The sequence below is a fragment of the Streptomyces sp. NPDC006655 genome, from assembly GCF_040703965.1.
Lineage (GTDB): Bacteria > Actinomycetota > Actinomycetes > Streptomycetales > Streptomycetaceae > Streptomyces.
In genome coordinates this window covers 1-12,078 of sequence record NZ_JBEYJU010000078.1, presented here as the reverse complement: position 1 = coordinate 12,078, position 12,078 = coordinate 1, and the positions used below count along the sequence as shown (strand labels likewise).

Annotated in this window: 12 protein-coding genes; 2 read left to right on the top strand and 10 right to left on the bottom strand. The window is 75.6% G+C overall.

Annotated elements, in window-relative coordinates; translation table 11 throughout:
* The first annotated feature begins 104 nt into the window (after positions 1-104).
* Positions 105-473, top strand: a complete 369-nt coding sequence (locus tag AB0958_RS33095; RefSeq protein ID WP_366894163.1) for a DUF6479 family protein — start codon at positions 105-107, stop codon at positions 471-473.
* A 141-nt stretch (positions 474-614) separates the two neighbouring features.
* Here AB0958_RS33095 and AB0958_RS33090 read toward each other — a convergent pair whose 3' ends face one another.
* The 10 genes from AB0958_RS33090 to AB0958_RS33045 are packed head-to-tail and all read right to left on the bottom strand — an operon-like array spanning position 615 to position 11,047.
* Positions 615-1,589, bottom strand: a complete 975-nt coding sequence (locus AB0958_RS33090) for a glycosyltransferase family 9 protein (protein ID WP_366894162.1) — start codon at positions 1,587-1,589, stop codon at positions 615-617.
* Complete coding sequence (locus AB0958_RS33085; RefSeq protein WP_366894161.1) at positions 1,586-2,995, bottom strand: PfkB family carbohydrate kinase; 1,410 nt, start codon at positions 2,993-2,995, stop codon at positions 1,586-1,588. Before AB0958_RS33085 ends, AB0958_RS33090 begins: the two co-directional genes overlap by 4 nt.
* Positions 2,992-3,606, bottom strand: coding sequence for an SIS domain-containing protein (locus AB0958_RS33080; RefSeq protein ID WP_366894160.1), 615 nt, complete (start codon positions 3,604-3,606; stop codon positions 2,992-2,994). Before AB0958_RS33080 ends, AB0958_RS33085 begins: the two co-directional genes overlap by 4 nt.
* Positions 3,603-4,838 carry a glycosyltransferase gene (locus AB0958_RS33075; protein ID WP_366894159.1) on the bottom strand — a complete coding sequence of 412 codons (1,236 nt, stop codon included), beginning with the start codon at positions 4,836-4,838 and terminating at the stop codon, positions 3,603-3,605. Before AB0958_RS33075 ends, AB0958_RS33080 begins: the two co-directional genes overlap by 4 nt.
* Positions 4,835-5,797: a glycosyltransferase gene (locus AB0958_RS33070; protein WP_366894158.1), complete on the bottom strand. Its 963-nt coding sequence runs from the start codon at positions 5,795-5,797 to the stop codon at positions 4,835-4,837. Before AB0958_RS33070 ends, AB0958_RS33075 begins: the two co-directional genes overlap by 4 nt.
* 24 nt (positions 5,798-5,821) lie before the next feature.
* Entirely contained in the window at positions 5,822-6,817 is a 996-nt protein-coding gene (locus AB0958_RS33065) for a glycosyltransferase family 9 protein (protein ID WP_366894157.1), read from the bottom strand.
* A complete protein-coding gene (locus AB0958_RS33060) occupies positions 6,814-7,359 on the bottom strand; it encodes an HAD family hydrolase (RefSeq protein WP_366894156.1) in 546 nt (181 codons plus the stop codon). Before AB0958_RS33060 ends, AB0958_RS33065 begins: the two co-directional genes overlap by 4 nt.
* Positions 7,356-8,387, bottom strand: coding sequence for a glycosyltransferase (locus AB0958_RS33055; protein ID WP_366894155.1), 1,032 nt, complete (start codon positions 8,385-8,387; stop codon positions 7,356-7,358). The genes AB0958_RS33060 and AB0958_RS33055 overlap by 4 nt, the downstream gene beginning before the upstream one ends.
* Complete coding sequence (locus AB0958_RS33050; protein WP_366894154.1) at positions 8,384-10,018, bottom strand: carbamoyltransferase C-terminal domain-containing protein; 1,635 nt, start codon at positions 10,016-10,018, stop codon at positions 8,384-8,386. The genes AB0958_RS33055 and AB0958_RS33050 overlap by 4 nt, the downstream gene beginning before the upstream one ends.
* Before the next feature lie 36 nt (positions 10,019-10,054).
* The gene (locus tag AB0958_RS33045; protein ID WP_366894153.1) at positions 10,055-11,047 is read right to left on the bottom strand and encodes an NAD-dependent epimerase/dehydratase family protein; all 993 of its coding nucleotides are present in this window, start codon (positions 11,045-11,047) and stop codon (positions 10,055-10,057) included.
* A 316-nt stretch (positions 11,048-11,363) separates the two neighbouring features.
* On the opposite strand from AB0958_RS33045, the gene AB0958_RS33040 reads away from it, so the two are divergent.
* Entirely contained in the window at positions 11,364-11,927 is a 564-nt protein-coding gene (locus tag AB0958_RS33040) for a hemerythrin domain-containing protein (protein WP_366894152.1), read from the top strand.
* Positions 11,928-12,078: the final 151 nt, after the last annotated feature.

Sequence of the window (12,078 nt, the reverse complement as noted above, 5' to 3'; positions counted from 1 at the left end):
CTTTTGTCCGATCGTGGCGACGCTACCGTCACCCGGGACGATGCCGGGTCCGCCACGCCTCATCCGAGGGGCATTCGACGCCGGGCGCGGGGTACTCGCCGCCCATGCATACGACACATGAGCAGTTGGCCGCCGCCGGATCGGTGGCGGGGGCGATAGTGATCGTCGTCTGCGGTGTGCTCATCACAGCCGCGTTGGTGGCGGCCGTGCGCCTGGGCATCCGGGTACGCGGGCGGGAGTCCCCGACGCCCCGGCGCGAGGAGCAGCCGACGCTGCCCCCCACGGGACCGGTGCGCGAGGAGCGTGCCATGCGCGAGCCGAACGAGGTGCCCCGGGCGTCGGGCGACGACGACCGCCTCACCCCGCACCAGCTCGGCAACGCCTCCAGCCGCCCCAGCAGCGACCAGACCCGGCCCCGCTGGAATCCCGGGTCCAGCGGATCCTTCGGCAGTGGGGGCGGCGGCACCAAGTGACGCGCTCCCGGTGACGACCGGTGACGACCACCCGTGGCGCCTGCGGCAGCCCACCGCAGGCGCCACGGGTGTGCGCGGCGACCCGGCCGTCGGACACGGCGTCAACTCCTCGGCGGGGCGGCCGGACACGGGTGGCGGGCGTCAACTCCGCGGCGGGACAGGGCGGGACGGCAGCAGTGCGAGGGCCGCGGTGACGACCTCCGGGGGCCGGATCAGCAGCAGGCGGGGGTCGGGGGCCGTGCCGTGCGGGTCACCCGGCGGGCCCGGGTGCCACAGCGCCACATGGCGCGGCACGGGCGGCGGGCCCCACAGCCCGGGGGAGACCGGTCCGAAGAGCGTCACGGACGGTGTGGCGTGCGCGACCGCCAGATGGGCGAGGCCCGTGTCGCCGCTGATCACCAGCGCGGACCCGGCGACCAAGGACGACAGCGCCCCGAAAGGCAGTCCGCCGCCCAGAACGTCCCGCCCGGGGACACCGGCCGGTCCGGCGACCGCCCGTACCAGCGCCTCCTCGCCGGGCCCGCCCGTGACCACCACCCGGTGACCGGCCGCCCGCAGCCGCCGGGCCACCTCGGCGAACCGCCCGGCGGGCCAGCGGCGGGCGGCCGCGTCCGCACCGGGGTGCACCACGACCGCGCCCGGAGCGGGAGAGGGGGCCGTCGGCGGCGGGAGACGCACGTCGGACGGGTCGGCGGCGATGCCGTACGAGCCGAGAAAACGGCACCACCGCTCGCGCTCGTGCTCGTCCGCACGCCACAGCGGCGGCCGGCCCGGATCGGCGTGGGCGAGCAGCCGGTGCGGCCGCAGGGCGGCCAGGGCGTCGCGGCTCTCGGGGCCGTTGCCGTGCAGGTCGACCGCCAGCCGCGGGGGCGGTCCCGGCCAGTGTGCCAGGGACGGCACGGCCCGGCCCGGGGCCTCGGCGGGCAGCACCGCGTCGACGGCGCCGGTCGCCAGGGCCGCCTCGGTGAGGGCGGGGGGCAGGGCGAGCACGAGGTGGTGCCCGGGGTGCGCCCGGCGGATGCCGCGCAGCGCCGGGACACCGGTGAGCAGGTCACCGAGTCCCAGCGCCCGCAGCACCAGCAGGCGGGGCGCGTCGGGGGCGGCGGTCACCGTCACCCCCTGAGGGTGGCGCGGGCCGCGATACCGGTGGTGGAACGGCCGTCGAGGTAGGGGAAGAGGACGACCTGCCCGCCCCAGCTCGCCACCAGCGGCGCCTCCGGCAGCGGGGCCATCGCGTAGTCACCGCCCTTGGCCCAGATGTGCGGGCGCAGTTCGCCGAGCAACTGCTCCGGCGTGTCCTCCTCGAAGACGGCGACCCCGTCGACGCACTCCAGCGCCCGCAGCACCCGGATGCGGTCCGCGACGTTCACCAGGGGCCGTCCCCGGCCCTTGCGGCGCCGCACGGACGCGTCCGAGTTGACGCACACGATCAGGCAGTCGCCACTGCGGCGCGCGGCCTGGAGGAGCGCGACGTGCCCGGCGTGCAGCAGGTCGAAGCAGCCGCCCGCGGCGACCACGGTGCCACCGGCCGCACGGACCCGCGCCGCGGTGCGCAGCGCGTCGTCCGTCGGACCGCCCGCGGGCTCCGGCGCGGCCCCGGAGCCGGTACCGGTACCGGGGCCGAGGGACCGTACACCCCCTTCGGCCACGAACCGGGTGGCCGCGTGCACGGCCGCGCGGACCGCGGTCTCCGTGAGGTCGCCGTCGGCCAGCGCCCCCGCGGCCGCCGCCGCGAACCGGTCCCCGGCGCCGCACGCGTCCCCCTCGGCGGTCACCGGCGAGGGCACCATCAGCGGTGTGCCGCCGTGGGACAGCAGCGCCCCGCGCCCGCCCAGCGTCACCACGACGGAGGCCGCCCGCCAGGCGTCCACGAGGGCGCCGGCGTCCCGTGCGGCGCCGCGCAGTCCGGCCGGGTCGTCCGGCTCCTCGCCGGCGCCGGCACCGAACCGGGCGGCGAAGGCGCGGGCCTCGGCCGCCGACGGCGTCACCATGCGCACCCCGGGCACCGGCACGCCGCCGCGGGGATGCGGGTCCCACACCACGGGGGCCCGCCCGGCGGCCTCGGCCACTGCCTCGCGCAGCGCGTCGGCGCTCCCGCGGCCGTAGTCGGCGACGAGCACCGCACCCGCGCCGGCGACCGCACGGCGCGCCTCCTCGGTGGCCTCCCCGGCGCGTCCCTCACCGTCGTCCAGCCGCAGCATCGGCCGTCCCTCGGCGAGCACCCGGGTCTTGCTGGACAGCGTTCCCCGCAGGGGCAGCCCGACGACGCGCACCCGGCCCGCGAGCAGTTCGCACAGCCGCTCGCTGGCCGGGTCCCGGCCCAGCGCGGTGACCAGCGTGACGTCACGGCCGTCGGCGGCGGCCAGCCACGCGGCCAGGGCCGCGCCGCCGGGGCGGGTGGTGCGCCGGACACCGCCGACCACGGGCACCGGCGCGTCGGGGGCGAGCCGCTCCGCCTTTCCGCTCAGGTCGTGGTCGAGCAGCGCGTCGCCGACCACGAGCAGCGGGGCCGGGCCGGTCATGCGCGCTCCTTCCGGGCGGCCGACCAGCGTCGCCCGGCCGGTCGCCGCGCCACGGCCCGGTCGAAGGCCTCGCAGAGCATGTGGACGGCCACCAGGTGCAGTTCCTGGACGGTCGCGCCGGTCGCCGCCGTCACGGCCAGCGCCTCGTCCGCGCAGGCCTGCAACGGATTGGGTGCGGGTCCCGTGGCCGCCCACACGGACAGCCCGAGGCCGTGCGCCTCGGCCGCGGCGACCAGCAGGTTCGCGCTGGCGCCACTGGTCGACAGCAGCATCAGGACGTCCCCCGCGCGGCCGTGTGCGGCCACCTGACGGGCGAAGATCTCCTGGACGCCGTAGTCGTTGGCGATGGCGGTCGTGGACGAGGTGTCCGCGTGCAGGGCGAGCGCCGAGAACGGCGGCCGGTCCTCCCGGTAGCGGCCCACCAGTTCGGCGGTCAGGTGCTGGGCCTGGGCGGCGCTGCCGCCGTTGCCGGCGACCAGCAGCCGGGCACCGCCGCTCAGCCGCTCGGCCAGCTCGGTGCCCCACCGCTCGACGAGCGGAGCGTCGGCGCGGAAGCCCTGCAGGGCCTTCATCAGGTCGTCGCAGTGCGTGAGGTCGGTGACGAGCTTCATCGGACCACCCCCGACAGGGAGGGAACACTGGAGACCGCGCTGTAGACCGCGGTCAGGCCGTCGGCCACCCGGTCCCAGGTGTAGTGGTCGAGGACCCGGTGCCGGCCGGCGGCGCCGTACGCGTCGAGCCGCCTCGGGTCGTCGAGCAGACCGCGGATCGTGGCGGCGGTGTCGTGGTCGTCCTCGGACGGCACCAGCAGGCCGGTCACGCCGTCCACCACGGTGTCCAGCTGTCCGCCGACGGCGGTGGCCACGACGGGGGTGCGGCACGCCATGGCCTCGACGGGGACGATGCCGAACGGCTCGTAACGCGGCAGCGAGAGCACCAGGTCCGCGCTGGACATGAGCTGGGGCATGTGCTCCCGGCCCACCCCGCCGAGCAGGTCCACCCGGTCGGCGACCCCGTACTCGTCGGCGACCGCCCACAGCCGCTCCGCCTCCGGTTCCGCGACCAGCAGCGCCGGTTCCGGTCCGCCGGCGATCAGCAGCCGGGCGTCGGGGACCTCGGCCAGGGCGCGGATCGCTCGGTCGAAGCCCTTGCGGGGGACGAGCCGGCCGACCGTCAGGAGCCGCCGGGGACCGGGCCGCGAGCGGCGCAGACCCGGGACGGGGGAGAACCGCACCGGGTCCACCCCGCAGGGCACGATCGAGACGTGGTCCGTGGCCAGCCCCATGGCCTTCAGCTCGGCCACCTCGTCCCGGCAGGTCGCGACGATCGCCGCGCACTCACGGCCCACGGCCCGCTCGATCCCGACGCGCTCGGCCGGGCTGGTGTCGGCGGCGCCCTGATGACGCCGCTTGACCGTGCCGAGAGCGTGGTACGTCTGCACCACGGGCAGACCCAGGGCGCGGGCACCGGCCAGTGCCGCCATGCCGGACATCCAGAAGTGCGCGTGCACCACGTCGGGTGTCGCGACCGCCCACTCCCGGGCCAGTCGTTCCCCGAACTCCGGCATGTACGGGAGCAGTTCGTCCTTCGGTATGGGTGCCGCCGGACCGGCCGGCACATGGACCACCTGTACGCCGTCGGGTGTCACGACCCGGTCCGGCAGCCGCGGCCCGTCGCGCCGTGTGTACACGGTCACCTCGTGACCGCGGCGGGCGAGCACCGCGGCGACCTGCGCGACGTACACGTTCTGGCCGCCCGCGTCCGGCCCGCCGAGCTCGGCCAGCGGGCTGGCGTGCTCAGAGACCATGGCGACGCGGCCGGCCGAGGGGTGGCTGTGGCTCATCGGGTGACCTCCTTGATCAGGCGCTCCCAGTCGTCCCGGAAACGTCTTTCTCCGTAGCGGGCCTGTACCGCGGCCCTGGCGGCCTCCCCCGTCTGCCTGGCGTACGCCGGATCCGCGAGGAAGCCGCGCACGGCGTACTCCAGGACGTCGAAGCGGTTGGAGACGACCCCGGCGCCCTCCGGCACGGCCTCGCGGACCTCGGTGGTGGCCAGCGCCACCACCGGCATCCCGAGGAACATCGCCTCCAGCAGGGACAGCCCGAGCGACGTCCAGCGCACCGGGTGGACGTACACACGGCACCGGGCCATCGCCGGATGCAGTTCGCCCTGGGGCAGGTCGCGGCACCGGCAGCGGTCCGGCGGCAGGCCCAGGTGGGCGGGGAGCGCCGCGGTGCGCATCCCGAAGACGTCCAGCGGCGCCCACTCGGCGAACCGGGGCAGCAGGTCGGTTCCGGTCGTACGGCCCCGGCGCACCGGGTCGTTGACGACGACCGCGGCCCGTGGCTCGGTGCCGGTCCACAGGTGCCCGGGGTCGATGACGCCGTGCTCGACGACCGCGGTGGGCGCCCGCCCGTTGTCCCACATCAGACGGTTGAAGTGGGTGACGTGCACGACGGTGATGTCGTCGCGGCCGGCCAGCGGGTGCCGGGTGCCGTCGGGAGTCCCGTGCGGGCTGTTGTGCTCCACGTACACGGCCGGCACGTCGATGCCGGGCCGCCGGCCGGTCCACTGCCGGGCGAGTTCCAGTTCATGGGGCCGTTGCAGCACCATCAGGTCGATGTCGGCCTCCCGCAGCCGGTCGGGCGTCACCTCGCGCACCGACGCGGGCCACCGCCAGGTACGGGCCCGGCCGAGCCCGTCCGGCCCGCGGTCCGGGGTCACCGGCACCAGGAAGGTGTACGGGCCCTGCACGAACGACGTCAGCCACGAACCGTGCACATGCCATACCAGGACGTTCATCGTCTCCCACCTGCTCACACGCCGTCAGAGAAGCTTCTGCACCGCGCCGACCACGTCCTCGGCCGACACCTCGGCCAGGCAGGGGTGGCCGGGAACGGGACAGTCCCGGGCCCGGGTGTCCGCGCAGGGGGCGCGCTGGTTGCCGAGCAGCACGCACGGCACCCCGTACGGCGCCCACCGCTCGGCCGGCACCACCGGGGCGAACAGCGACACCACCGGCGTACCGACGGCCGCCGCCAGGTGCGCCGGACCGGTGTTGCCGCACACCACCACGTCGGCCAGCCGCAGCACGCCCGCCAGCACACGGGGGTCGGTGCGGCCGCCGAGGTCGATCCCGGCGTCCCCGCTCACCGACCGGGTCAGCTCCGTCTCACCGGGGCCACCGGTGACGACGACCCGGTGCCCGGCGTCGGCGAGCAGTTCGACGGCCGCGGCGCACCGGTCGGCACCCCAGGCACGGGCCGGTGCGCTGGCGCCGGGATGGACGACGACGTAGGGGCCGCGCCCGGTGAGCGCCACGGTGTCCGGGGGCGGCAGTACGCGCAGCCGTCCGTCGTCGCCGGACCTGGGCAGGAACCCCAGGGCGGCGGCGGTGTCCAGCGCGGCCTCGGCTTCGTGCCGGCCCGGGCGCCGCCGGTGCCGTACGTCGAGCAGCCGCCCGGCGTGGTCGACGCTGTCGGCGCCGATCCGGCCGACCCCCGCCAGCCGCAGCAGCAGCGCGGTGGGCAGCGGGCTCTGGTGGAAGGAGGTCAGCACGAGGGCGACGTCGAACGCGGCGGCCCGCAGCCGTCCGAGCAGACCGGCCACGTCCGCGTCCGCGACCGAGGGCGGGTCGAAGCCCTCCCAGGGCGCCTCCCACACCAGGACCTCGTCGACGCCGGGCAGCAGCCGGGCGGCCGGTTCGCCGCGCGGGCCGCAGAGCATGGCGACATGGGAGCAGTGCCCGGCCACGGCGCGGACGGCGGGCCCGGCGAGCAGGACGTCGCCGAAGCTGTCCAGGCGTACCACCAGTGCCTTCACGGGCGATCACCGTCCAGCAGTGTCCGGACGGCGGTGAGCAGGTCGGGCGCGGACTCCGGGGCCCCGGCGATCTCCTCGGGCCGGGTGGCCGGGTTCGGGACCAGCACGCCGCGGGCCCCGGCGGACCGGGCGGCGGCCACGTCGGCGCCGATGTCGCCGACCACCGCGCACTCGCCGGGCACCCGGCCGAGCAGCCGCGCCGCCCGCAGCACCAGCCCCGGCCGGGGCTTGCGGCAGTCGCAGCCGGCCTCGGGCGGATGCGGGCAGTAGAGCCAGACGTCGACCCCGCCCAGCAGGACGTCGGTCCGGGCGTTGACGCGCCGGACGTCGGCGTGGCTGACCAGTCCCCGCCCGATGCCGGACTGGTTGCTGACCACCCCGGTGGCGAGGCCGGCACCGCGCACCAGCTCCAGGGCCTGCCGGGCGCCGGGCAACAGCCGCACCCGGTCGGGGTCGCCGTTGTAGGGGACGTCCACGACCAGGGTGCCGTCCCGGTCGAAGAGGACGGCGGTGACGGGGCGGGCGGAGCGGCCGGGGTTCATGGGGCGCTCCGTGAGGGGGTGAGGTCGGTGGCCGCCGCGGGACGGGGGCGCAGGGGGGCGGCGCGGCGGTGGCGGACCAGACCGGTGAGCCAGTGACGGACCGCGAGCGGTGGGATGAGCACACTGGTCGCGGCCATCGTCGCGGTCTCCCGCGCCGTACGCGGGCCGGGCAGGACGCGGGCGAGGGCGAACTCGGCGGTGCCGGCCGCCCACAGGGCCCCGGCGACGGCCGCGGCCCGGCGCCGGCCGGCCAGCGCGAGCACGACCGCGGCCAGGGCCGTGGCCGTCACGAGCGCGTGCCGGGGCAGCCGTCCGCGGGGCGCCCGGGCCCGGTCCCACCAGTCGGCGCCGTGCAGCCGGTTCATGAGGGCGTCGTCCGCGTTGCCGCGCTGCGCCCGCACCGACACCCAGGGGCCCGCCGCCCGCACCGGGTGGCGGGTGACGCGCTGCCCGCGGCGCAGCGCCCACCCCGCCTCCTGGATCCGCAGCGCCAGGTCGGCGTCCTCACGGAAGGCCCGCCGGAACCGCTCGTCGAAACCGCCGACCGCGCTCAGCGCCTGGGTCCGGTACGCCATGTCGGCCGTCGCCCAGGCCGCGTTCTCCAGCCCCGCCGTGCCGCGTTCCCAGTCGGTGGGCCTGCGCCCGTCGGGCAGCGGCACGGTCAGCCGCCCCTGGACCCCGCCGGTGGCCGGTCCGGCCCCGTCGAGATCGGCGGCCAGCCGGCGGGACCAGTCGGGCAGCACCTGCACGTCGTCGTCGAGGAAGACCGTCCACGGCGTGCCGACCGTCCGCCAGCCCGCGTTGCGGGCGGCCGCCGGGCCCCGCCCGCCGGTGCGCAGGACGCGGACCCGGTCGCGCAGGGTGCCCGCCGCGCCGAGCGGCAGCGGCGCGGCGGGGTCGGGGCGGTCGTCGACCACGACGACCTCCTCGGGCGGGTGGCCGGTGGCCGCGTCGAGCGCCCGCAGGCAGTCGGCGAGACAGGCCCGGCCGATGGTCGGGACGACCACGCTGTAGGCGGGCGCGCTCATGCGAAGACCTCCCGGCGGCGCACCGCGAACGGCCCCAGCGCGAGCAGGTCGACGGGCGCCGAGCCGAAGCACTCCAGGGCGTCGCGCGGATCGTCGACCATCGGACGGCCCGCGGTGTTCAGGCTGGTGTTGACGACCACGGGCAGTCCCGTCCGGGCCTCGAACCCGTCGATCATCCTCGCCACCAGCGGCTCCGCGGACCGGTCCACCGTCTGGATCCGGGCCGTGCCGTCCACGTGCACGACCGCGGGGATGCGCGCCCGCCACTCCTCGGCGACGTCGTGCACGAACAGCATGTACGGGCTCGGCAACGGCCCGTCGAACAGCTCGGCGGCCCGCTCGGTCAGCACCATCGGGGCCACCGGCCGGAACTCCTCCCGCCCCTTCACGGCGTTGAGCCGCTCCAGGTTGGCCGCGTGGCCCGGGTGGGCGAGCAGCGAGCGGTGCCCGAGCGCCCGGGGGCCGTACTCGCTGCGCCCCTGGAACCAGGCCACGATGCCGTCCCTGGCCAGCTCGGCCGCCACCGTCTCCGCGATGTCGTCCGGCTCCTCGTACGGCACGGCCGCCCGCTCCAGCCACGCCCGCAGTTCGTCGTCGCTCCAGCCCCGCCCGAGCGCGGCCGTCGGCATCGGTTCCACCGTCTCCTTCTGGTGGGCGAGGTGCAGGGCGGCGCCGAGCGCGGTGCCCGCGTCCCCGGCCGCCGGCTGTACCCAGACCGTACGGAACGGACCCTCCCGGTACAGCACGGAGTTGGCGACACAGTTGAGCGCCACCCCGCCCGCCAGCGTCAGCACGTCCTGCCCGGTCCGCTCGTACAGCGAGCGCACCAGGTGCAGCAGGACCTCCTCCAGACAGGCCTGGGCACTGGCGGCCAGGTCGGCGTGGTCGCGGGTCCAGCCGCCGCCCGCCGTCCGGGCCGGCGCCAGCGACGCCCAGGGCACGGGCCGGGCCCGGAAGCCGCCGTCGCCGTCCGCGCGGACGTACGGGCGCAGCGCGTCGAGGAAGCGCGGACTGCCGTAGGAGGCCAGCGCCATCACTTTGAACTCGTCGCTGCTGCGCAGGAATCCGAGGTGCTGGGTGAGGTCCTCGTAGAACAGTCCGAGTGAGTCGGGCAGCGCCTGCGCGGACAGCACCTCCAACTCCCGGTTGACATAGCGGCCGGAAAGATGGGAGCCGCACTCGCCGCGGCCGTCCAGCACCAGCACCGCGCAGTCCGGATAGGGCGAAGCCTGGCCCGCGGAGGCGGCGTGCGCGACATGGTGGGCGACGAAGCGCACCTTCTCCGGGTCGAGACCGGGCAGCGCCTCGGCCAGGAACCCCGGCGCCTGCCGGGCGTACTCCTGGCGCAGCCCGTCCCACGGGTCGTCGAGGCCCAACCGGTCCGCGGGAAGCGCAAGTTCGGGATCGTAGGAGTAGGCGACGGCGTCCAGGTCGGCGGCGCCCAGTCCGGCCTGCTCCAGGCACCAGCGGGCGGCCTGCTCGGGCAGTTCCCACGCGGAGAAGGGCACCGGCCGTTTGCCGTGTTTGCGTCGGCTGAAGCGTTCCTCCTCCGCCGCCGCCACGATCCGGCCGTCCACCACCAGGGCGGCGGCCGGATCGTGGAAGAGAGCGTTGATTCCCAGGACGCGCATGCGGTGCCTCCGTGGCTGGTGGGTGGGGCGCGGGCGTCAGCCGCGCGGGTCCGGCGGGGCCGACGGACGGGCGGCGAAGTAGGCGATGGTCTGCTTGATGCCCTCCTCCCAGGGCACATGCGGTGTCCAGCCGAGGAGTTCACGGGCCAGCGTGGTGTCGGGGCGGCGCCGCTGCGGGTCGTCGGTGGGCCGCGCGACGAACTCGATCGGGGACGCCGAGCCGGTCAGCTCCACCACCCGCAGGGCGATCTCGTGGACGGTGACCTCGTCGGTGCCGCCGATGTTCACCGGGCGTACCGACCGGCTGGCCGCGACCCGCAGGATCCCGTCCACCGTGTCGTCGACGTAGCACAGCGAGCGGGTCTGGTTGCCGTCCCCGGCCACCGTCAGCGGCTCGCCCGCCAGCGCCTGGCACACGAAGGTGGGCACGGCACGGCCGTCCAGCGCCCGCATCCGCGGCCCGTAGGTGTTGAACAGCCGGACGATGCCCGCGTCGGCGCCCCGGTCGCCGACGTGCGCGGTGACCAGTGACTCGGCGAACCGTTTGGACTCGTCGTAGACGCTGCGCGGCCCGACCGGGTTGACGTTGCCCCAGTAGTCCTCGCGCTGCGGATGCACCAGCGGGTCGCCGTACACCTCGGACGTCGAGGCCAGCAGGAAACGGGCCCCGTCGCGCTCCGCGAGCCCCAGCATGTTGCGGGTGCCCAGACTGCCGACGTCCAGCGTCTCCAGAGGGTGCCGCAGGTAGTCGGCGGGGGACGCGGGGCAGGCGAAGTGCAGCACCAGGTCGTAGGGGCCGGGCAGGGCTTCGCGGACGTCGGGCGCGGACACGTCCCGCTCGACGTAACGGAAGCCGGGGCGGCCGCTCAGGTGGGCGATGTTCTCGCGGGAACCGGAGAGCAGGTTGTCGACGCAGTCGACTTCGACCTCCGCATTCAGCAGGTGTTCACAGAGGTGGCTGCCGAGGAAACCGGCACCGCCGGTGACCATGGCCCGCCGCCAGGGCAGGGCTGAGGGCGCATCAGTCATGGAATGTCCTTCGACCGCGGGGGCTGCGCACGAGGCCGCCACACCCGGACGCTGCTGGTCCTGCGCGGTGATGAGGGCTGATGTGTGAAAGAGAAGGAACGTTCGTGGGGGACGGATAACGGACGTGCCGCTCCGGGCTGCCGCCGTGTTCTCGACGGCACTGACTCGGGGTTTCCGGGTCAGTAGTTTTCACACGTTGGTTCCAGTATGCGTATCTTGTCCTGCGCCGCGATTCGTGTGACGTGGCCCGCGGGGGGCACTCGGCTCGCGGCGGATCCGAACCCGGACCGCTGTGCCGCGACCGGAGGTGAAGGGCATGGGACACGGTGGAAACGTCATCGACGAGTTGGTGACCGATCACCGCGAGGTGGAGGAGATCTTCGGGAAGATCGAGGCGCTGCCGCCCGGTGACAAGAACCGCAAGATCTACGCCGACCAGGCCACGATGGAACTGGTGCGGCACTCGGTGGCCGAGGAGGCGTATCTCTATCCGGCCGTGCGCGAGCACGTCGAGGGTGGGGAGGCCCTGGCGGACAAGGAGCTCGAGGACCACGCCAAGGCCGAGCAGATCATGAAGGACCTGGAGAGCTGCGAGCCGGACGACGCCCGGTTCGACACGCTGATGAACTCGCTCATGAGCGAGATCCGCATGCATGTCGAGGACGAGGAGCAGAACCTCTTCCCGAGGCTGCGCGCGGCCTGCTCGGAAGACGCCCTGAACGAGCTGGGCGACAAGGTCAGGCAGGCGAAGAAGACGGCGCCGACCCGCCCGCACCCCGCCGCCCCGGACAAGCCGCCCGCGAACAAGATGCTGGCCCCGGGCGCAGGCCTGGTCGACCGGCTCCGCGACGCGCTGACCGGCCGCGGGAAGACCGACTGACCTCGGGTCGTGCCGGTCCCCGGCCCGGCAGGACCGACCGACCGACCCGTAGCCCCTGACGCACGACGCCGGGGCCCGGCGTGCTGCACGCCGGGCCGGGGTGCTGGGTCAAGCAGAAATGACCAGGGTTAATAGGGGCCTAATGGGAGGC

Coding starts and splice junctions, on each gene's coding strand:
- AB0958_RS33060 (WP_366894156.1), bottom strand. CDS start 7,359: ATGAACCCCGGCCGCTCCGCCCGCCCCGTCACCGCCGTCCTCTTCGAC.
- AB0958_RS33045 (WP_366894153.1), bottom strand. CDS start 11,047: ATGACTGATGCGCCCTCAGCCCTGCCCTGGCGGCGGGCCATGGTCACC.
- AB0958_RS33075 (WP_366894159.1), bottom strand. CDS start 4,838: ATGAGCCACAGCCACCCCTCGGCCGGCCGCGTCGCCATGGTCTCTGAG.
- AB0958_RS33070 (WP_366894158.1), bottom strand. CDS start 5,797: ATGAACGTCCTGGTATGGCATGTGCACGGTTCGTGGCTGACGTCGTTC.
- AB0958_RS33050 (WP_366894154.1), bottom strand. CDS start 10,018: ATGCGCGTCCTGGGAATCAACGCTCTCTTCCACGATCCGGCCGCCGCC.
- AB0958_RS33085 (WP_366894161.1), bottom strand. CDS start 2,995: ATGACCGGCCCGGCCCCGCTGCTCGTGGTCGGCGACGCGCTGCTCGAC.
- AB0958_RS33055 (WP_366894155.1), bottom strand. CDS start 8,387: ATGAGCGCGCCCGCCTACAGCGTGGTCGTCCCGACCATCGGCCGGGCC.
- AB0958_RS33095 (WP_366894163.1), top strand. CDS start 105: ATGCATACGACACATGAGCAGTTGGCCGCCGCCGGATCGGTGGCGGGG.
- AB0958_RS33080 (WP_366894160.1), bottom strand. CDS start 3,606: ATGAAGCTCGTCACCGACCTCACGCACTGCGACGACCTGATGAAGGCC.
- AB0958_RS33040 (WP_366894152.1), top strand. CDS start 11,364: ATGGGACACGGTGGAAACGTCATCGACGAGTTGGTGACCGATCACCGC.